The 20798-nt window shown below is 56.0% G+C and carries 16 protein-coding genes; 2 read left to right on the top strand and 14 right to left on the bottom strand.

Features of this window, described 5'->3' with window-relative positions:
* The first annotated feature begins 233 nt into the window (after nucleotides 1-233).
* Together WG934_RS04615 and WG934_RS04610 are read left to right on the top strand one after the other, a co-directional pair.
* The gene (locus WG934_RS04615; RefSeq protein ID WP_339988896.1) at nucleotides 234-2606 is read left to right on the top strand and encodes an acyltransferase family protein; all 2373 of its coding nucleotides are present in this window, start codon (nucleotides 234-236) and stop codon (nucleotides 2604-2606) included.
* Nucleotides 2607-2679: 73 nt separating this feature from the next.
* Nucleotides 2680-4812 (top strand): acyltransferase family protein, encoded by a 2133-nt coding sequence (locus tag WG934_RS04610; protein WP_339988895.1) that lies wholly within the window; start codon nucleotides 2680-2682, stop codon nucleotides 4810-4812.
* A 99-nt stretch (nucleotides 4813-4911) separates the two neighbouring features.
* Here WG934_RS04610 and ffh read toward each other — a convergent pair whose 3' ends face one another.
* From ffh to WG934_RS04540, 14 genes are all read right to left on the bottom strand, one after another.
* The gene (ffh, locus tag WG934_RS04605; RefSeq protein ID WP_339988894.1) at nucleotides 4912-6534 is read right to left on the bottom strand and encodes a signal recognition particle protein; all 1623 of its coding nucleotides are present in this window, start codon (nucleotides 6532-6534) and stop codon (nucleotides 4912-4914) included.
* Nucleotides 6535-7122: 588 nt separating this feature from the next.
* On the bottom strand, nucleotides 7123-8682 hold the full coding sequence (gene ftsY, locus WG934_RS04600; RefSeq protein WP_339988893.1) for a signal recognition particle-docking protein FtsY: 1560 nt from the start codon (nucleotides 8680-8682) through the stop codon (nucleotides 7123-7125).
* Nucleotides 8683-8796: 114 nt separating this feature from the next.
* The gene (locus WG934_RS04595; RefSeq protein ID WP_339988892.1) at nucleotides 8797-9957 is read right to left on the bottom strand and encodes an ABC transporter permease; all 1161 of its coding nucleotides are present in this window, start codon (nucleotides 9955-9957) and stop codon (nucleotides 8797-8799) included.
* Nucleotides 9954-10865 (bottom strand): ABC transporter ATP-binding protein, encoded by a 912-nt coding sequence (locus WG934_RS04590; protein ID WP_339988890.1) that lies wholly within the window; start codon nucleotides 10863-10865, stop codon nucleotides 9954-9956. Before WG934_RS04590 ends, WG934_RS04595 begins: the two co-directional genes overlap by 4 nt.
* Nucleotides 10866-10926: 61 nt before the next feature.
* Nucleotides 10927-14466: a chromosome segregation protein SMC gene (gene smc / locus WG934_RS04585; RefSeq protein WP_339988888.1), complete on the bottom strand. Its 3540-nt coding sequence runs from the start codon at nucleotides 14464-14466 to the stop codon at nucleotides 10927-10929.
* Between the two features lie 20 nt (nucleotides 14467-14486).
* Nucleotides 14487-14765, bottom strand: a complete 279-nt coding sequence (locus tag WG934_RS04580; protein WP_339988886.1) for an acylphosphatase — start codon at nucleotides 14763-14765, stop codon at nucleotides 14487-14489.
* Nucleotides 14766-14774: 9 nt separating this feature from the next.
* Entirely contained in the window at nucleotides 14775-16235 is a 1461-nt protein-coding gene (locus tag WG934_RS04575; protein WP_339988884.1) for an alanine/glycine:cation symporter family protein, read from the bottom strand.
* A 44-nt stretch (nucleotides 16236-16279) separates the two neighbouring features.
* Nucleotides 16280-17149 carry a bifunctional DNA-formamidopyrimidine glycosylase/DNA-(apurinic or apyrimidinic site) lyase gene (mutM, locus tag WG934_RS04570; protein WP_339988882.1) on the bottom strand — a complete coding sequence of 290 codons (870 nt, stop codon included), beginning with the start codon at nucleotides 17147-17149 and terminating at the stop codon, nucleotides 16280-16282.
* Nucleotides 17150-17157: 8 nt separating this feature from the next.
* Nucleotides 17158-17886, bottom strand: a complete 729-nt coding sequence (rnc, locus tag WG934_RS04565; RefSeq protein WP_339978035.1) for a ribonuclease III — start codon at nucleotides 17884-17886, stop codon at nucleotides 17158-17160.
* Nucleotides 17883-18458, bottom strand: coding sequence for a YceD family protein (locus WG934_RS04560; RefSeq protein ID WP_339988879.1), 576 nt, complete (start codon nucleotides 18456-18458; stop codon nucleotides 17883-17885). The genes rnc and WG934_RS04560 overlap by 4 nt, the downstream gene beginning before the upstream one ends.
* Nucleotides 18459-18513: 55 nt before the next feature.
* Entirely contained in the window at nucleotides 18514-19344 is an 831-nt protein-coding gene (locus WG934_RS04555) for a DivIVA domain-containing protein (protein WP_339978033.1), read from the bottom strand.
* Between the two features lie 89 nt (nucleotides 19345-19433).
* Entirely contained in the window at nucleotides 19434-19907 is a 474-nt protein-coding gene (gene coaD / locus WG934_RS04550) for a pantetheine-phosphate adenylyltransferase (RefSeq protein WP_339978032.1), read from the bottom strand.
* The gene (gene rsmD, locus WG934_RS04545) at nucleotides 19908-20522 is read right to left on the bottom strand and encodes a 16S rRNA (guanine(966)-N(2))-methyltransferase RsmD (protein WP_339978031.1); all 615 of its coding nucleotides are present in this window, start codon (nucleotides 20520-20522) and stop codon (nucleotides 19908-19910) included. It abuts the gene before it with no gap.
* Nucleotides 20519-20794 (bottom strand): biotin/lipoyl-containing protein, encoded by a 276-nt coding sequence (locus tag WG934_RS04540; protein ID WP_339988876.1) that lies wholly within the window; start codon nucleotides 20792-20794, stop codon nucleotides 20519-20521. The genes rsmD and WG934_RS04540 overlap by 4 nt, the downstream gene beginning before the upstream one ends.
* Between the last annotated feature and the right edge of the window lie 4 nt (nucleotides 20795-20798).

Below are 20798 nucleotides of genomic sequence, written 5' to 3'. Positions count from 1 at the left end.
CATTAGGTGACCGTGGTCAGTTCTAATGTTCCGCAGTATTGCCAGGTGGCAACCTGAAAAACAGTACCAGCGGGACTCTCCATTTCCAAAAACCGGAATTCCCGCTACTAGCCCACTGGAATCACCGGCACAGACCCAAACAAGGCTTAACTGTTCTTCACTGACTAGAATCTGAACGCTGGACTGAGATTATCCGCCATATTCGCACAACTCATGAGGAGCCCTACGCCAGAATGGCATCATCCAGAGCCTCTCGATACCGCTATGACCTCGATGGCCTACGCGGTATTGCCATCGCACTCGTCGTCCTATTCCACGTTTATGTGGGGCGGGTTTCCGGTGGCGTTGATGTTTTCCTGCTGCTTTCTGGCTATTTTTTCCTTGGCTCGCTGCTCCGCAATGCGCAGCGCCCCGAACAATCGATGAATCCATGGTGGTCGTTTTGGCGAACGTTACGACGACTCCTGCCAAGCTTGCTACTCACTCTGGGAGTAACTACGGTCGCCGTGTTATGGCTGGTGCCTTCGTTGCGAAGTGGTGAAATTGCAGCGCAATTGACAGCCTCAGTTCTTTACTTTCAGAACTATGAACTTGCACAACAGGGTGCAGATTACGAGGCCGCAACGCTTGAGACTTCTCCGCTGCAGCACCTGTGGTCCATGTCAGTACAGGGACAGTTCTATGTGCTCGCAATTACGTTTGTCACCATTCTCGCGTGGCTCCTTCGCAAGCATTCGGTCGACATTGGTTCGACTGCCGCCAAGCGCAATGCTCGATTCCTATCCAAGGGAAAGGACGCGACAGGTGGCCGGATTGTCCCAGTTGCGCTGGCTATCCTCGTGCCAGTGACCATTGCGTCGTTCGTGTGGGCACTGATTCAGCATGGGCAGAACCAACCCCTGAACTACTACTCATTGCCCACGCGACTGTGGGAACTAACACTCGGCGCCGTGTTGGCATTGGCGCTAAGTCTGCGCGCACGCTCTAGCGCGGCAGCTACTACTCGGACCGACGAAACAGAAGCCACACCATTTATTTACCGAATTCTCCCATTCATCGGCCTGGCAATGGTTGTCTCTACTGGCTTCTTCCTCGACGGGGCACGCCTATTCCCTGGCCCGTGGGCACTATGGCCGATTGCTGGAGCCGTTCTCATCATCGTTGCCGGTGGTCGTCCGAGCATGGCAACAAAGATTCTCTCCAGTAGTCCAATGCGTTTCCTTGGCGATATCGCCTACTCGCTGTACCTCTGGCATTGGCCACTGCTGATTGTTTCCACCGCGTATTTCGGCCAGAAGAAGCCAACAGCAATGCTCGGTACCTGGATCATCGTTGTTTCCGTGGTGTTGGCGTGGTTGACGCACCGCTTCGTCGAAAAGCCAATGATGCAATCACGCCGCCGACCGGGCCGAACTGAGCCAGTTGTGGCGAATGCCTGGTTTGATTTGCGACGATCCGGAAAGGCAAAGGCTAAGGCTCTGGCCGGTGTCGCACTGATTGTGGTGGCTGGCTTGATGTTGTCGCTGCAACCGATTCATGATTCGCGGTTGGATGATGCGAAGACTGTAGTTCTTGATGTCAATAAGTATCCGGGAGCGCTCGCAATAACAGATAAGGAACCGGTTCCGAAGGTAACGGAGTACTCGCCAGACCCAGATGTCATTCGTGAAATGTATCCGAAGCCAGGCTTGGATGGATGCGTCACGATGACCCCTGCTCCAGCTTCCGAACTTCACCCATGTATCTACGGAGACAAGAAGTCGAAGAAGACGATGGTGCTGGTGGGCGGCTCGCACAGTGAGCAATGGTTCCCAGCGCTCGATGTGGTTGCAAAGAAGAATGGCTACAAACTCATCACCGTGCTTCGCCAAGGTTGCCCGTCTGCGCTTGGTTGGGTGGATAATATTGCGCGCCCGCAGACCTGCCAGGCGTTTAACCGCAACGTCCTTGACTACCTCGACGAAGTGAAGGCCGATGTCGTGGTAACGACAACCACTCGTGCCGGTCGCGACGGAGTCGACTTTATGCCGTGGGCATACGAAGAATTCCTCAATGAGGTATCCGATCGAGGCATTCGCGTCATCGGCATTCGAGATAATCCGTGGCCATTCGATACCGATGGGCACCGGTTTGCCCCGACTTCATGTATGGAAGACGACAACACCACACAGAAAATGCCTATCACCGACGCTGATCGCGCATCGAAGCACGGAGGTAATGCGCCGACGAAGTGCGATATTCCCCGCAAACGGGCTTTTCCCACCGAGAATGAGTCAAAGGAAGTCCTGGAAAGCCTGCCTGATGCAATTTCGGTGGATTTCACCGATGTCTTCTGTGATGACAACCGCTGCCCCGCCGTCATTGGCAATGTTTACGTCTACCGCGACAACAACCATGTTTCCGTGACGTTCGCAAAGACGCTAGCCACCGAGCTTGATCGCCAAGTGAACAGCTTTTTGAAGGAAGACTCTAAAAAGTCAGCTGCTTCATCGACATCAACGTCGCCGTCGACCTCGCCGTCACGGTCAAAGTCGACCTCAACGTCCCTATCAAAGCCGACGTCAACCTCGCAGTCCAAGTCAGCTACCCCGACTTCTGCACGATAGTCCGCGCCCCCTAATGTAGATAGTAAATTTGTTTAACTTTGCCGATTCCGCTTCCGTGGGTGATGTCAGCTCTATGCCTAGTGCAACGTCCAAATACCGCTTCGATCTCGATGGTCTCCGTGGCATCGCCATCGCCCTTGTCGTTGTATTTCACGTCTATGTCGGCAGAGTTTCGGGTGGAGTCGATGTGTTCTTGCTGCTCTCGGGATACTTTTTCCTCGGCGCGCTAGTCCGCAATGCACAGAAACCTGAGCAATCGATCAATCCATGGTGGTCAATTTGGAGAACGTTACGACGGCTCGCCCCCGGGCTGCTTGTCGTTCTTGCAGCGACCACGATCGCGGCTTTCACGCTTGCACCGACGCTGATAGAGGGCCGGAACGCGAAGCAGCTATTCGCATCGATTCTGTATTATCAGAATTATCAACTGGCCCGGCACGGTGCCGACTACGCTGCGGCTGCTGACGACACCTCACCATTGCAGCACTTGTGGTCGATGTCTGTACAGGGACAATTCTACCTGGCAGCCATTCTGATCATTTCCGGTCTGGCATGGTATCTCCAACGTAACCTAACCACCGCAGCCTCTCGACTAGCGTCAATTCTTCAATGGATCCTTCTCGCATTCACTTTGGCATCATTTGGCTGGGCATGGCACCTGCATCTCACTAACCAAGCCTTTGCCTATTACTCCACCGGCGCACGACTGTGGGAGCTCTGTCTCGGCGGACTGCTCGTACTCCACCAATCACGACTCACGGTCTCTTCCACAGCATCACGAATTCTTGCGCCATTGGGCCTCGTAATGGTGATTTCCACTGGCTTCTTTTTCGACGGAGGTCAGCTCTTCCCCGGCCCGTGGGCACTATGGCCGCTACTTGGTGCGGCCTTCGTTATCATCGCAGGTGGACAACCCGGCTTCACGACACGAGTCCTGTCCTCACCACCGATGCTCTTCTTCGGCGAAATCGCCTACGCCCTGTACCTCTGGCATTGGCCGCTACTCATCATTGCGACAGTCTTTTTCAATCAAGCCGAGCCATCGTTCGCGGTTGGCACGGCAGTCATCGTCGCTTCCCTCGTGCTGGCGTGGTTCACTAACCGGTACGTCGAAAAGCCGTTGGCTCAACGACGCCGACGCCCACGCAAAGATGAAGATGTCGTAGCGGAAGCAACAGCTTTACTGAAAACCTCCGCTGCTTCACGGCGTCGCGCGATGGCTGGTATCGCACTCGCAACGATTGCCGGGTCGATGCTGGTTTTGAAGCCGATTCATGCGTACCGAGTCGAGGTTGCCTCTGCATCGGTGCTCGATAAACGTGATTATCCAGGCATGCTCGAAGTAACTGACGGCGCTCACGTACCGGATGTCAAGAGGATTCAGCCGAATCCTTCTTATATCCGCGACTTGTGGCCACAGCCTGCATTCGATGGCTGCATCACATTGGGTCTCGAAGAAGCTGACAAAGTTATTACCACCAAGCGATTGACCGACGATTCCCCCTGTGTGTACGGCGATGTCAATGGTGACAAGACGATGGTTCTAGTCGGGGGCTCGCACAGTGAGCACTGGTTCTCCCCTCTTGATGCGGCCGCGAAGGAAGCTGGTTACCGACTCGTCATCATTCTTCGCCAGGGCTGTCCACCAATGATGAGCCCTATTGAAGGAGTCGGAGACATTTGCATTGAATGGACTCATGCTGTGCTCGACTACCTAGACACCATTGATCCAGATGTTGTAGTAGCCACATCATCGCGCCCCGGTTCCGAATTGACTGACTACATGCCCTCCGGCTACCAGGAGTTTTACCAGGAAGTTCTGGCACGTGGACCACGCGTCATCGGTATTCGAGACACCCCCTGGGCATATGACACCAACGGAGAGTCCTTCTCACCGACGAAGTGTCTGATCCACCCACGATCCACCCCGACGATGCCGGAATCCGACTCGTCGCTACACACACCGTGTGACATTCCCCGTGTACTCGTCATGAGTCCCGAAAACGAAGCAGACTACGTTTTCGCCGACGAGCCACGAGCTCTTTCACTCGATTTCACCGATGAGTTTTGTGATGATCAGCGCTGCCGTGCCATCATCGGAAACACCTACGTCTATCGCGACGACAATCACATTTCCAATGAAATTGCTGAGAGCCTATCGAAGGAAATGACACGTCGTCTCCTGCCATTCCTCAACGAGGCATAACTACTCGGTGCCGACTCGCGCACGGTAAACACACAAAAAGCCACTCCCCCTTTTCCAAGGGAAGTGACTTTTCGACGACTCGTCGTCAGGCGGGCGTTACTACTTGTTGCCCTTGCCGAAGTCGAGCTGGGACAAGTCGATGTCCTCCATGCCTGGAGGCATCTGGCCCTTCATCTGCTTTTGTAGCTCTGCAAGGTCTGGCATTCCCTGCCCACCAGGCATTCCCGGCATGCCGCCCATTCCCGGCATGCCTGGCATTCCCGGCATGCCACCACCCATTCCCTGGCGCATTGCCTTTGGTGGAGTTGGGCCACGTCCCTTGTTGCGGCCCTTCTTGCCCTTGCGGCCCTTCTTGTTCTTACGATTCGAAGGACGTCCACCAGGCATACCGAACTGACCAGCCATGTGGCTCATCATCTTCTTCGCTTCGAAGAAACGCTCGATTAGCTGATTGACCTCGGAAACCGTCACACCTGAACCATTAGCGATTCGCTTGCGTCGCGATGCGTTCAGGATCTTTGGGTCTTCGCGCTCTTGAGGGGTCATACCGCGGATGATGGCTTGGATACGATCCAGCTGCTTCTCATCCACCATGTCGGCCATTTCCGACATTTGGGAGCCACCTGGGAGCATCTTTAAGATGTTGCCAATTGGCCCCATCTTGCGCACCATCATCATCTGCTCGAGGAAGTCATCGAGGGTGAGCTCACCACTACCGATCTTCTGGGCAGTCTTCTGCGCCTGCTCCTGATCGATCTCCTTGGTGGCAACTTCCATCAATGTCTTGAGGTCGCCCATGCCGAGGATGCGACTCGCCATACGGTCAGGGTGGAAGACATCGAAGTCTTCCAGCTTTTCGCCCGTCGAAGCGAACAGAATTGGCTTACCCGTGACCTCACGAATCGACAGCGCAGCGCCACCGCGCGCATCGCCGTCCAGCTTGGTCAATACAACACCAGTGAAATCGACACCGTCACGGAAGGCCTTTGCTGTTTCCACAGCATCCTGGCCGATCATGGCATCGATGACGAAGAGGACTTCATCTGGATTAATCGCTTCACGAATATCTGATGCCTGCTGCATCAACACTTCGTCAATACCGAGTCGGCCTGCGGTATCCACGATAACAACGTCATGTCGATGTTGACGAGCGTAAGCCATACCACGGAACGCAGCATCAACCGGACTGTCCTGCGATGTACCCATCTCATGGGTGGAATCCACTGCGGTGCCTGGGAATGGGGCGAAGCAGGGTACACCAGCTCGCTCAGCTACGATTTCGAGCTGCTGAACGGCACCCGGACGCTGCAAGTCACATGCAACCAAGACCGGGGTATGCCCCTGGCCCGAAAGGTACTTAGCCAACTTACCGGCCAACGTCGTCTTACCCGCGCCCTGCAGGCCGGCAAGCATGATGACGGTCGGCGGATTCTTGGCAAGATTGAGCCGACGAGTTTCGCCGCCCAGAATCTCGACAAGCTCCTCATTGACAATTTCAATGACCTTGTTCGCAGGATTGACAGTCTGGGTTTGAACGACTTCGTTAGCGCGTTCCTTGATTCGCTTTACGAAAGCTCGAACCACCTGCAGCGAGACGTCAGCTTCGAGCAGCGCCAAACGAATTTCGCGGGCAGTGGCATTGATATCAGCTTCAGTAAGCTTGCCCTTTCCCCCCAGCCCCTTGAGGGCGCCGGTCAAGCGGTCGGACAGTGACTCAAACAAAATTTCGCTCCCAGTAATTACAGCAATCTGGCACAGGCCGTCAGTAACCTCCCCAGACTACCTGGTGACGGTCCGAGAAAACAGCTAGCACCGGGCCCACGCAGCCTACATATAGGCCGGTGGCAATTCGTCGCCGCTGTCAGACGAAATCGCTCCTGAAAACTCGCCCTTTGGATACTCCCCGTACACGTGCGTTCTACCTCAACAAGACTTAAGAAAAGCAAGTGATACGTAGTTCCACGAAGCGAGTTCAAACTTCAATTCTGAAGAACGAAAATGATCATGGCACGAATTCCATTAATTAATTCGGATTGCAATTCGTAGCTAACATAACGCCACTCCCCATGCTTCTTAGAAGGAAGGTACCAAGATGATGAAAAGGACTTCTTCGGTTGTAGCAGCGGGTTTCCTCGCACTCGGCATGGGGGCGCAGGTGTCCTAGCTGTACGTGCTTCCTGAAAAAAGAACTGAATTGCACGTGGACTAGCCAAGCCCTAGGTTGACTCAGAAGCCTGAGCAGTGAAGATGGACGCTGCTCGGGTTTGGCCTTTTTGAAACTCTTTGCGCTACCGGGTTAATCGTCAACGACTAGTTGTGGGTTCCTAACAATGCGTCCACGAATCCGGCAGGCTCAAACGGTGCGAGATGGTCCGCACCTTCGCCCAAGCCGACAAGCTTGACGGGTACGCCGAGTTCACGCTGCACCTGGAACACAATGCCACCCTTCGCGGTGCCATCGAGCTTGGTCAGTGCAACACCGGTGATATCGACAACATCGCGGAAAGTACGAGCCTGAGTCAAACCGTTCTGGCCGACCGTCGCATCGAGAACCAAAATCACTTCGTCCACACGGCTGCGCTTCTCGACGACGCGCTTGATTTTGTCCAACTGATCCATCAGGCCGGTCTTGGTGTGGAGGCGCCCAGCAGTGTCGACGATAACGACATCTGCCTGAGTATCAATGCCATGAGCCACCGCATCGAAAGCAACTGATGCTGGATCCGCGCCCTCTGCGCCACGAACAGTCTCTGCCCCGACGCGACGACCCCAGGTTTCCAGCTGGTCCGCGGCAGCGGCTCGGAAGGTATCCGCAGCACCAAGTACCACCTTGTGCCCCTGTGCAACCAAAACTCGAGCAAGTTTGCCCGTCGTCGTAGTCTTTCCAGTGCCGTTAACGCCAACCACCAAAATCACCGCTGGCTTGCCTTCGTGTGGCAACGCGCGAATCGATCGATCCATATCCGGCTGGCACTCTTCAATGAGTACTTCACGCAGCAGCGCACGTGCCTCGGCCTCACTAGAGATACCGCGGGATGCGATCCGATCGCGGAGCTTTTCCACCACGGACATGGTCGTCGTCGCGCCCAGATCCGCCATGATCAGCGTATCTTCAATTTCTTCCCACGCGTCTTCATCCAAATCGCCTGCGCCCAAAATACCCAGCACGGACTGACCGATCGCATTCTGAGAGCGGGACAGCCGACCGCGCAGTCGGTGAATACGCCCCTCAGCTGGATCAATCTGATCCAGCTCCTGAGCAGCAACCGGCTCCTGAACAGGGGTCTCCATGACCGGAACTTCTTGCGCAATCGCAGGCTCCGATACCTCCACTGGAGCCTCGTCAGCGATCTCCGGTTCGTCGAGTTCTACTGCCTCCAGCTCCAGCGACTCTTCAACCTCTGCCAATGCGTCTTTGACGTCGTCCTCGGTCGCATCCCCGACTGGTTCCGGTTCTGCTTCGGGTTCTGGCTTGACGACGATGCTCTCAGGCTTCTCCGCCTCACGCAGCTCGTCCTCGTTAACAACCGAGTCGTCGCGAGTGGTTTCAGTAGCTGGTGGAGTTGGAATCCGTGGTTCATCTGAAATAGCCGGGGATGCTGCCTCAGCGGTTCCTGGCCGGCGAATCTCCTGACCTGGAAGTACCTCAGGTGCTTTCTCCTTCGCCTCAGAACTCGCTGGTGCGAAATTGAAACCCCCCTGCGCTTGATAGTTGCCCGACTTTTCAGCCTGCGTCAGCTCTTCAGGCTGCTTCTTCTCTTCGAAAGAAATGGTGTTCTTCTTGCGACGAAGATATCCAGCCACCAGAGCAATGATGATGAGGAGCACTACGACGAGCGCAGCGATGAGAATCCATTGGTTAGGCGTCATGAAAACAGTCTTTCAGTTTCTTCGAGAAATATCAGCTCAAGGCCATCCTATTGTTGTGAAACTTCACAACATTTCCTTGGTAGACCCTAGTCGGTGTATTCCGGGTGGTCAGTTCTAGGCGATGCGAACGTTATCTGGAAGTTTGGTTGCCGGGACACGGAGTCGTCGATAAGCCAAGAACAACCCTCCAGCGCCGAAGAGAAGATTGACACCAAGCCCAACGATCCAGATCCACCCAGGACGATTGACTGCTTCGCCCTGGAATGGCTCGTAGGTAGTCGAGCTCGAGTTTTCTCGATACCGTCTCTCAAACTCTTCGCAGGTGGACGGCGGATAGTCCGGTGGTGACATCAGTTCGGATAGCCCGTCTCTAATCAATGAGGTGGGAGTGAGCATTCCCTCTTGGATCGGCATTGCATCCGAGACGATGACCAAAGGATTTGGGAACAATAGCCACACGAACGGTCTTGCATCGGTGGTGTATACGACTTCTCTTGACTCAGTGCACGGTATTTTGACGTTCTCTAGATTGTCGTTGAATTCGTAGTCGTAGTATGTCTGCCTAGCAACCGTTCGCTCTTCGGATACTTCCATTGCTGGGGTCAGCATCAACATGAGGAAGGGCAATCCAATCACAATCACTGCGACGAAGAGATAGGACAGCATGGTGGAGGCCCCAGTTCGCGGGGTCAACGCCGACAAGCCAAGGCCAACTCCACACACTGCGAGAAGGAGCAGCGCTTCAACAACGATTGCCAACCCCAGGCTCCACCACGGAATGCCACCGAGTGCAGCCATCCACAGCAGGACCGGAAGACTTGTCACAAGGAAAGCCAGTGCAGCAATCCACGCTGCGAGGAGCTTGCCCAGCACTAAACTCCACGTCGACACCGGTGCTGCTTGCACAAGAGCCAATACTCCGTCACGACGATCGCCGTTGATCGATGTCGCTGTTTGCGCTGGAGAAATGACCAGTCCTACGAGAAGAACAACGAGCAGCGTCGTTCCTGCCACATTGGCCGCGCCCGGCCGCGAGTAGGTTCCTGCAGTGCCACTCAAGTTGGAATCAAAGAAGAAGAGCTGTGCGAACGTCAACGCAAGGAGGACGGCAAACCAGATCCCCAAGGTAATGCGCCAGCGTCCGGATCGAACCCGTTGCTTCAATTCCATCTGAGTCAAAGACTTAATTGCACTGGTCCTCGGCTGCTTCGACTTGGTGGCCTGGGCTGTACTTCCCGTCGACTCAACGGAATCAGGCAGTTGTAGGCTCATCATGCGTCCTTTTGTGTAGTCATATTGAGGTAGCGCGATTCCAGTGACCGAGAACCAAACTGCACAACAGTTACTCCAGCTTGCAGGGCGCTTGACAAGTACCGCGATGCTTCTGTTTCTGGTGCTGTGAACTCAACCTCAGATCCACCAGTTACCGATGAGTCCGTTACTGGTCGGGGTCGCGCAAGTCCATTGGCTGTTGCCCACTCCAGCAGTAATTCGCTATCACGACTGACTATGCGCCATACCGGCGACGTCCCTGAGGATTCCTGTGCAATAGTTCGACCATCCTGCATCATCACCACGTCGTCCACCATCGCTTCGAGCTCCGGCAGAATATGCGAACTGATCACCACTGTTGTGCCTTGCTGGGCACGACGACGAATGATTTCACGGAGAGTTAGTCGGGACTCTGGATCCATGCCTGAGGCAGGCTCGTCGAGTAGGAGAACCTCAGGGTCATGGACTAACGCTCGGGCAAGCGACAGGCGTTGTTTCTGGCCACGGGAGAGAACTCGGACCTTTCGGTCGGCGAACTTGGATAGCCCGACTTCCTCAAGTAGCTGATGTGCAATACCGAAACCCTGATTCTCTGGAATCCCATAGAGCTCACCGAAGGTGACGAGAATTTCAGTGGCAGTCAGACTTTCCCAGGTACCTACGTGGTCAGGCATCCACCCAATTTTCGCCCGTGCTGCGTGGCCATGTGTCACAGGATTGACCCCAGCAATGCGAATACTGCCAATATCAGGGGCAAGAAGCCCGGCGAGCATCAGCAGCAACGTAGTCTTGCCACATCCGTTAGGGCCAATCAGACCCGTTACGGTTCCCTCACGGATATCAAGGTCAGCGTGTGCGACAGCGACATTTGTGCCGAAGGATCGCCGTACCGCTTGTGCCTGAATAGTCATGACACAACCCTAGGCAAAACGGGAAATCTAACGCCCTACGGAACACTAGTTGTGATTAAGGTCACTCCGGGGAGACGGGCTCGGCTTCCAGTTGAGGTGACATTCGCTGCGAAATCACGCGCGTCACGCCATCGCCCTGCATCGTCACGCCGTACAACACATTCGCGACATCCATTGTCGGCTTCTGGTGCGTGATCACGATGAGCTGGCTCGTCTCGCGCAATTCCTTCAGCAGCGCGATGAGACGTCGCAAGTTGACATCATCGAGCGCTGCCTCAACCTCATCCAAGACGTAAAACGGACTTGGGCGAGCACGGAAAATAGCCACCAACATGGCCAACGTGGTCAGTGACTTTTCGCCACCCGACAGCAGAGACAGGCGCTTCACCTTCTTGCCCGGTGGACGAGCCTCGACTTCGATACCCGTGGTCAGCATGTCATCAGGTTCAGTCAGAACCAGTCGTCCCTCACCACCTGGGAACAAGGTGTTGAACACCTTCGGGAACTCAGCCTCAACGTCATGCCATGCATCGGTGAAAAGCTGGAGAATCGTATCGTCGACTTCTTCCACAACGCCCAGCAGATCTTTACGGGCTCGCTGCACATCATCGAGCTGCGTCGACAAAAATGTGTAGCGTTCCTCCATCGCCTTGTATTCCTCAAGCGCCAGCGGATTCACGCGACCCAACACGCGAAGATCCTTCTCCGCTTGCTTCAGCTTTGCGACGGTCGCAGCCCTATCAAACTCCTCATCCGGCGTGTAGTCAGCCAGAAGTTCGTCGACAGCCAAACCCAACTGATCAGTGACAGTCTCCTCAGCCTGATTAACCCGGACCTGTGCCTCTGCGCGCGCGAGATCTCCTTGGTGAGCCGAGTCCGTCAGCTTCGCCAGCTCTTGTGATGCTTGGTTCGCCTCGTTTCGAGCTTGCTGCAGCGCCGCTGATACGAGCTTCTTCTCTTCTTCTTGCTCATCACGATCTGCAGCCGCCCGATCGAGGGAAATGGACACTCGACCCGACAGCGCTTCGGCCAAGTCTGCCACGGTCGCAGCCAATTCGCGTTGCTTAGCTTTACGTAGTTGAGTCTGCTCGTGGCGCGCTTTCGCTGCCCGCTCTGCTACAGCAGCACGGCGCAGTCGATCCGCTTTTCCACGCACACTACCGGCGCGTTCTTCGGCAGTACGCAGAGCCAATCGAGCTTCTGTCTCCATCGCCCGAGCCTGTGCCAGCGCCGCTTGAGTACGATCGCGCTCTTCTGTGGACGGTTCACCTTCGGCAGGGTCATCGTCGATACGCGAAAGCCGGTCGGCTACTTCTTCCAGCTCAGCAGTGAGCTTATCGACGCGACCTGCAGCCTCTTCCCTACGCTCAGTCGCGCGCTGTGAGGAATGCTCGACACTAGCGAGCTGGGATTGGGCTCGGGTACGAGCATCGGACAAGGACTTGATCGTGTGCTCCTGATCGCGAAGTGCTGCGCGAGCTGCAGCCGCGTCAGTGCGACGATCCTCTTCTTCCTGCGTGGCTCCCGACAAAACACCGGCAAGGTCAGCGAGTCGATTCTTAGCCGCTGCGAGGTCCTTTTCTGCCTGCGTGATAGCAGCGGAAATTTCGACGCTCGACTGACCTGACTGTGCTGTGCCTTTCGCAGACCCCTTCTTCTTCGAGCCACCAGTGCGGCCACCCATCACCCAGCCTGGGCCAAACAAGCTGCCATCAGCAGTCACAGCGCGAAGTCGGTTGTCGTTATCGACCACGCTGCGCGCAGATTCAGGGTCCGGGCACAGCACGACGTCGACAAGTAGAGCCGTCATGGATGTTGCCAACGTATCAGGGAACTGCACAGCGTCTAGCGCCCATTGGCAATCAGCGGGAACCTCAACATCGAGGCGCCACGTCGATGCCTGCGACGGCTGCACCACCACTGCATGGCCAGCAGCAGCTTCAGTGAGCTCAGCGATGATTGCATCCGCGTGGGTGTCACCATTAGCTACCAAGGCATCACCGGCAGACCCGAGAGCTGCAGCGATAGCAGTGTCCCAGCCGGGCTCGATAGACAGCAGCTCGGAAATGCTGCCCAACTCAAACTTCTTGCGAAGCCACCCCGCACCGTCTGATGCTGCGGCATCACGAGCCGCCGTCAACGCCTCGATACGCGCCTGGTAACCAGAAATCTCACGTTCCAATGCACGTTCCTGGTTGCGCAATTCCTGCACTCGACGTGTTGCATCCTGTGCTTCGGTTTGTGCACGCTCATGAGATTCGCGCAATTCGGGCACCGCTAGCTCGGCTTCAGCGAGCTCGGCAGCTGCTTCTTCCACCGCTTGCGCTGCATCGGCCCGGCGATCATCGGCTTCGGCGAACTGTTCGTCGAGACGTGTTGCCTCATCGCGCGCCGCCTGTAATCGCGTTCGCACCGACTCCTCCGCAGCAACCAACCGCACAACACCTTCACGACGATCGGCAATCGCCCGCACCGCTGCTAGGTGCTCATGCTCCGCCGCACGGGCTTCTTCCTCAGCTTCAGCGAGCACATCGCGAATGGTCTCCAGCCGTTCGCGAGCCTGCGATTCTGCTTCTGCCAGTACATTTTCTTCTTCGGCAGCGACGTCAGCCCGAGCTTCCAGATCATCGGGGTCTTGACCAGCCCATGGCACCGCAACTGCATCTGCAGCACGGTCAGCAGCAATACGACGGGTCGCACCTACTCGCTCGGACAACGCCGACAGTCGGAACCACAGCTCTCGTGCGGACTCCGCAAGTGGCGTGACGCGTTCCAGCTCGGCTTCCAATTCGTCACGGCGCTCGGTCGCGATTTCCAGGCGCATCGTCGCATCATCGACTTTGGCTTGAATAATGCGCGCTTGCTCAGCGACATCGTTCAATGATGCCCGCAGCTCCACCAAATCCGCAGCAGCCAGCCGAAGCTTTGCGTCACGCAGATCCGCCTGCACAGTCTGCGCACGCTTCGCTGCCTCAGCTTGCCGAGCCAGCGGTTTCAACTGGCGACGCAGCTCCGTCGTCAAGTCTGTCAACCTGTCCAAGTTCGCCTGCATTGAGGCTAGCTTGCGCTGCGCCTTCTCTTTACGACGGCGGTGTTTCAGCACACCCGCAGCTTCTTCAATGAAGGAACGCCGTTCTTCTGGGCGTGCTTCGAGAATCTGCGACAAGCGTCCTTGCCCCACGATGATGTGCATTTCGCGACCAATGCCGGAGTCACTCAGAAGTTCTTGGACATCCATGAGGCGGCAGCGGGAGCCATTAATTTCATACTCAGAGGCGCCATCGCGGAACATGCGACGGGTTACCGACACTTCGCGATACTGAATCGGCAGCGCACCATCAGTGTTGTCGATGGTGAGGGTTACTTCTGCTCGTCCCAGTGGTTTTCGACCAGATGTGCCAGCGAAGATGACATCTTCCATCTTGCCGCCACGCAGCGTCTTTGCGCCTTGTTCGCCCATGACCCACGCGAGGGCATCAACGACATTCGATTTACCTGACCCGTTCGGTCCGACGACGGCGCAAATTCCTGGCTCGAATTTTAGGGTCGTCGCTGACGCGAAGGACTTGAATCCTTTGAGGGTCAACGACTTGAGGTGCATATCAGGTCAGGATACCCGAGTTACCTGCGATCAAAGGTTAGGTAATCGCCGTGTGGCTTGGAAAAATCACTGACAACTGTTTCGACCACACCAGGCGTATCCGGTCCGTTGAGCCAGGCAAGCAATTCCTCACACTTTTCGGCTGAGCCTTCGGCCACCACGAGCACTCGCCCATCCGGGTAGTTCTTGGCAAAACCGACAAGCCCGAGCTCTAATGCTCGCGACCGCGTGGTCCAGCGGAAGCCAACGTCCTGCACATGTCCGTGGACCCACGCGGTTAGCCGTATCGTCTCACTCATGCTTCTACGTTAGACAGATTCTGCTTCTCGACGAGTCATTGGGTCACTACCGTCCCAGCACTCAATATTCTCGTGTCCTCGAATATTGGGCAGATCGTCGCGGTGATAGACCGGATTGAGACCCTGGGCTTTCTGCTTCGCGTAATGACCAAGCAGAGCCACTGCTACGCCACCGAGCGGGAGAATTGCCACGATGTTGATCGTTGCCATCAATGCAGAGAACACATCAGCCAGTGCCCACACCAGCGGTACCGAACCAATTGCGCCACCAAAAACACAGAGCAAGACGAGGATTCGGACACCATTCTTCAACGCTGCGCTATTGGACAAGAACGGAATATTCGCCTCTGCGTAGTAGTAGTTGCCAATGATCGACGAAAACGCCAGGAAGAAAATAATGATCGTGATCGCGTGAATTGCCCAGCCACCTACCTGCGCTGCAAGCGCAGACTGGGTCAGGCTCGTGCCCTCAACGTCCCCGCCGTAAGTGGGATCGGAAAGCAAAATGATGACCGCAGTGACGGTACAGACGATCAACGTGTCAAAGTAGACACCCAACGTCTGGATAAGTCCTTGCTTGCACGGATGCGAAACGGACGCCGACGCAGCAGCATTAGGAGTCGAACCCATACCTGCTTCATTAGAGAACAGTCCTCGACGGATACCCTGCATGATTGCGGTACCGAAGGCTGCTCCTGCGATCTCCCGGATGCCGAATGCATGCTCGACGATCAGCAACAGCATTCCTGGCACCTCAGCGAGGTTGAGGACGAGAACGATCACACCAAGCACGATGTAAAGCGTGGCCATCACCGGAACGATCACCTGGGTGATAGCCGAAATACGCTGTACACCACCGAAAATGATCAACGCGGTCAGGATCGCCAGAACAATACCGATGCCCGCTTTGACAGCAGTCGAGTCAAGTCCCATCGATTCATTCAGAGCAGACGTAATCGAGTTCGATTGAACAGCATTGAATACGAAACCATAGGTCACAGTGATGGCGATGGCGAAGAGAACGGCCATCCATCGCCACCTCTCGCCCAAACCTTTGGTGATGTAGTACGCGGGTCCACCTCGATAGGCATCGTCATCTTTAACCTTGTACAGCTGCGCCAGTGTTGATTCCACGAAACTGGTCGCACCACCAATGATGGCGAGCAGCCACATCCAGAAGACAGCGCCCGGACCACCCGTCGAAATAGCAACCGCGACACCTGCCACATTGCCCGTACCCACGCGCGAAGCTGCCGAAATTGTGAAGGCTTTGAAGGCCGAGATACCTTTGATGCCTTCCGAGATGTCTGACGGTTTTTCCGTGATTGCCCGAAACATCTCAGGCACGTAGCGCACCTGAACGACGAACGTTCGCACGCAGAAGTACAGACCAGCCGAGACTAGCAGCGCAATCATCAGCAGCCAGTACTTGTCATTCCAGGCTTCAACCCACCCGGTTGCAGTTTCCATCCATTCCATAGTGAACGATTTTAACTGCCATCGAAGTCAGCTCATTAATTTTTCTGACAACGAGCACAAAAATAGCTGGAGCGATTCATAAAACTCTGTCGCACAATTAGCCCTCCGCACCGACTGCATGGCTCTCCAGCACGTCCATATGCCTCCAACGACCGGGAGAAATACCCACTGCGACCGTTGACGTGGACGTACAACTCATCAAAACTGGTGCCACCAGCAGCGATAGCTCGCCGCATCACGCCCTGCCCCGCCCGAATGAGCTGCGCGAGTTTCCGCACAGACAATTCACTCGCAGGGATTTCTCCGTGCACCCGTGCTGCCCACAGCATCTCGTCCGCATAGATATTCCCGATGCCGCTGACCACTTCCTGGTTCAATAGCACCCTCTTTATCCCCGACCGGCGCAATCGCATCTGATGTGCAAGCACAACCGGGTCCAGCCCCGGTTCCAGCAGGTCTGGCGCGATATGAACCACCGGCCCCGGCACCAACTTTGCCGGTACCTTCCGCGACGCAACATGCACCGCAGGAATTACATCGCACGCCCAGAGCCACCCAAAAGTTCGCTGATCCTGGAACCACAACTCGGTCCCGTTGCTCAACGTGACGACGGCCCGCGTGTGTCCATCGCGCTTCCGTTCCGGAGAAGGAACGATCAGTTGGCCACTCATGCCGAGGTGGATGGCCAGGCAGGCGTCGTCGTCAAGTACCAGCCAGAGGTACTTACCCCGTCGATCCGTGTGGGAGATTCGGTTGCCGGTGAGACGCGCTCGGAATTCTTCGGCGCCACCGGGTTGACGGCGGACAGCACGCGGATTGAATACGTCGACACCACTAATGTGTTGGCCCGCGACGTAGGGTTCCAGGCCAACGCGAATGGTTTCGACTTCGGGAAGTTCAGGCATACAAGTGTTTAGACCAGTGAGCTGTGCGCCTGATGAGCTGCGTGCATCTCAGCTTCCTTCTTCGTACCGCCTTCGCCATGGCCGATGACCTTGCCATTGACAACGGCATCGACGAAGAATGTGAGCTCATGATCAGGGCCGGTGGTCGTGACGGTGTACTCGGCCGCAGGCATCTTCTTCGCTGCGAGTCGTTCCTGCAGCAGAGTCTTCCAGTCACGGCCACGAGACTCAGTGGGGGCACCATCGATCATCGTGTCGAAGAGACGGAGGATGGTGTCCTTCGCGACGTCGAAACCGTGTTCAAGGTAAATGGCACCCAGCAAAGCCTCAGTGGTATCTGCCAGAATCGAATGCTTATCGGCGCCACCTGTTCCCTTTTCACCGCGCCCCAGCAGAATGTGCGGACCGAGTTCGATACGACGCGCAAGATCAGCGAGTGCGTACATATTGACTACGCCCGCACGCATTTTTGAAATATCCTGCTCAGCGCGATCTGGGAATCGCTTGTACAGCTCCTCCGCGATACACATGCCAAGCACAGCATCGCCCAAAAACTCAAGACGTTCATTGTTGGTCAAATGACCATTCTCGTTGGCAAAGCTACGGTGCGTGAGAGCAAGACACAAACGGTCTTCTTCCAATTGCACACCCAGTGCTTCCAACAATGGAGCATGATCAACGCTGTTGAACGCAGCCGAACGGGCAGCCTCACCCGTCAAACGACGCTTACGACTCACTTCTTGTCACCTTCGTCAGCGTCGTCCGCAGAAAGATTGCCGAACTTCTCGGCCAATCCAGCCCACCGCGGATCAACGCGTTCTTCCTCACCCGACACTCCATCTGGAGCTGGCACCCCAGTTTTCGCTTCCGAGCATTCGCCCGCACCGATCAGTTCGCATGTGGGATTGAACGGCAATGCCAAGACGGCTTCATCGATGACAGCCTGGGTCATGTCAACCTTGTCATCGATGACCCGTGCGATCTCGTCACCTTCCTCGGCATCTTCACCCGTGATGAAGTCCTCACTAGCAGAGAAAACAGCCGAAACATGCACGTCAAGCGTATCGACGAGATCTGCCAGGCATCGCACACACTGGCCGGTCAATGGTGCTCGAACATCAGCGTCGACAAGAACACCGCCACCAAGCGGCGTGATCATGCCTTCGACGGTGACTTCGGTGCCCGGCTCAACGGCGATCATTTCTGCACCGATGCGGTCCGGAGAATCACCGACCCGCAAGAAAGGTTCAGGCATGCCCTCGCGGAGTACCTTGCCTACGTCCAAAACAAATGGAGAAGATTCATTCATGATGTCGCTCATTCTACCCCGCGGGACCCCGAATCCCCGATGTCAGTGATTATCACTATGCGTCGTAATTGCGATCCGCGTCGTAACCGCGGTCAGTGTTGTAATCGCGATCGGCATCGTAATTGCGGTCAGTGTTGTAATCGCGATCGGAGTCATAGTCGCGGCTGTAGCGCGAACCGCCACCGTCGTGGCCAGCTCCCACTGCACCTGCTCCCTTACGAATAGCGGCGCGGTCACGGCTGACGCTACGCAGCGTCGTCGTCAAAGAGTTCTCGAATTCAGAGAGCTTGCCATCGACGTACACGTCGCATTCTGTGCGCAGACGATTTGAATCGGCGTGAGCCTGCTCCACGAGGCGACGCGCTTCTTCTTCCGCTTCACGAACAACGACAGACTCGGACACCAAACGCGCCTGTTCGGTGAGGCCTTCTTGGACGGATCGTTCGTACGCTTCGTTACCTGAGGCAATCAGGCGATCCGCCTCAGATGCTGCGCGATCGGTGACCTGGCGGTATTCACGATCGGCATCGTCGCGAACGCGATCAGCGTCATCTTGAGCGCTCGTTACCATGTTGTGCGCACGAAGCTCTGCATCTTCAACGGTGGCACGTGCTCGTTCGTTTGCTTCATCGATAATGCGCTGCGCTTCTGCTTCAGCATCTGCAAGAGAAGCCGCAGCCTGAGCGTCCGCATCCGCAACAATCTGATCTCGCTGATCAAGCACATCTTGTGCATCATCGAGCTCGTGTGGCAAAGCCTCACGCAGCTCATCGAGCAAAACGAGAACATCACGGCGTGGCACCATGCAATTTGGAGTCATAGGAAAGCCATAGGCCTCCTCGACGGTCTGCACTAGTTCATCAAGGGACTCGAAAACGCGATACATACAAACCAGCATGCCACCGAAAAGAAAAGTTGGTTGGATGACTCGCGAGGTATGAGCGAAATGCAGTCACGTTCAGGAGCTTTGCGTTCCTACAACAGCTTCGCGCGCAACGCCTCGGCCACTTTATCTGGCACGAGACCGTCGACTTGACCTCCGTAGCGCACAACTTCCTTCATCAGCGTCGAGGACACATGCCCGTACTTTGGGTCAGCCTCGATAAACAACGTGTCGACACCGCTCATGCGACGATTCATCTGCGCCATCGGGACCTCGTACTCGTAGTCCGCTGCCGAGCGCAGCCCCTTCACCAGCGCCTTGATGTCATGCGCAGTCGTATACTCCACCAGGAGTCGAGTCCACGAATCTACGCGGACATTGCCAAGATGCTCTGTGCACTGGCGGATCAAATCCATCCGCTCGTCTGCGGTAAACAGACCTGACTTATTTGGGTTGTGGGTCACCAGCACCGTTACCTGCTCAAACAGCACGGATGCACGTTCAATCACATCCAAGTGACCGCTAGTCAGCGGATCGTACGAACCTGGGCAGCACACATGAGTCACTTACGATTCCTCGCTTTCGCTTGTCGACGGCTCCCCCGTCGCTTCCTGCTCCGCATCAAAGATTGCCGTATCAAAGCGCGCAAGTCCGTGGATTCGTCGTTTTAGCTTCTGCTGCAGCATGTCGTAGCCCGTCGGCCACACAGTTTCCTCGTCATCGCGGTGGCGTTCAATCGTGACGACGGCTCCGTCGGCAAGAAAAGGACGCAATGCTTCGAGCATCTCTGTGACGGCTTCACCGGACAGGTCATACGGTGGATCTGCGATGACGCGGTCAAACTGCTGCGATGGAGTTCCCGACAGGAAGGTCGAGACTTTCATCTCGGCCAGATGACAGCGTGGGTGTCCAACTGTCTGCATGTTGGTGCGAATGGCAGCGATAGCTTTGGGGGAATTCTCGACGAGGGTTACCTGATCCGCTCCCCTTGATGCAGCTTCCAGCCCGAGCGCACCAGATCCAGCGAAAAGATCCAACACATTCGTGCCCTCGATACCGAAACGCGTCGACCATGACGAGAAGATTGCTTCCCGAGCCCGGTCCAACGTTGGCCGGGTATCGGTTCCCTTTGGCGTGACTAATCTCCGTCCGCGGGCCTCACCAGCAATAATGCGGGTCATCGTGCGGAATCCTTGGCCGCTGTGGACTGCAGTGGCGAAAGCTCCGCCACAACATCTCCACCTGTCACATCCGAGAAATTCTCGACAGGAATGCTCTCTACCGTGGCAGGGCATGGCGCCAGCACTGGAGCTTCCAGCTTCACGGCCTCAACAACCGCGACAACATCACCGGTCTGCACGGTCTGTCCTGCTTCGACTTCCAGTCGCACGACACCAGCAAATGGTGCGCACACTGATTCCGTCGTCGGCACAGCTGCGTTCGATTCCTTCATGACA

The organism is Corynebacterium sp. H78 (assembly GCF_037572275.1).
GTDB lineage: Bacteria > Actinomycetota > Actinomycetes > Mycobacteriales > Mycobacteriaceae > Corynebacterium.
This window is presented reverse-complemented; position numbering and strand designations above follow the sequence as displayed.

Bases quoted from the DNA above. Each gene is read 5' to 3' on its own strand.
- WG934_RS04615 (WP_339988896.1), top strand. From the start codon at position 234: ATGGCATCATCCAGAGCCTCTCGATACCGCTATGACCTCGATGGCCTA.
- WG934_RS04610 (WP_339988895.1), top strand. From the start codon at position 2,680: ATGCCTAGTGCAACGTCCAAATACCGCTTCGATCTCGATGGTCTCCGT.
- ftsY (WP_339988893.1), bottom strand. From the start codon at position 8,682: ATGACGCCTAACCAATGGATTCTCATCGCTGCGCTCGTCGTAGTGCTC.
- WG934_RS04595 (WP_339988892.1), bottom strand. From the start codon at position 9,957: ATGATGAGCCTACAACTGCCTGATTCCGTTGAGTCGACGGGAAGTACA.
- WG934_RS04590 (WP_339988890.1), bottom strand. From the start codon at position 10,865: ATGACTATTCAGGCACAAGCGGTACGGCGATCCTTCGGCACAAATGTC.
- smc (WP_339988888.1), bottom strand. From the start codon at position 14,466: ATGCACCTCAAGTCGTTGACCCTCAAAGGATTCAAGTCCTTCGCGTCA.
- WG934_RS04580 (WP_339988886.1), bottom strand. From the start codon at position 14,765: ATGAGTGAGACGATACGGCTAACCGCGTGGGTCCACGGACATGTGCAG.
- WG934_RS04575 (WP_339988884.1), bottom strand. From the start codon at position 16,235: ATGGAAACTGCAACCGGGTGGGTTGAAGCCTGGAATGACAAGTACTGG.
- mutM (WP_339988882.1), bottom strand. From the start codon at position 17,149: ATGCCTGAACTTCCCGAAGTCGAAACCATTCGCGTTGGCCTGGAACCC.
- WG934_RS04560 (WP_339988879.1), bottom strand. From the start codon at position 18,458: ATGAATGAATCTTCTCCATTTGTTTTGGACGTAGGCAAGGTACTCCGC.
- WG934_RS04555 (WP_339978033.1), bottom strand. From the start codon at position 19,344: ATGTATCGCGTTTTCGAGTCCCTTGATGAACTAGTGCAGACCGTCGAG.
- rsmD (WP_339978031.1), bottom strand. From the start codon at position 20,522: ATGACCCGCATTATTGCTGGTGAGGCCCGCGGACGGAGATTAGTCACG.
- WG934_RS04540 (WP_339988876.1), bottom strand. From the start codon at position 20,794: ATGAAGGAATCGAACGCAGCTGTGCCGACGACGGAATCAGTGTGCGCA.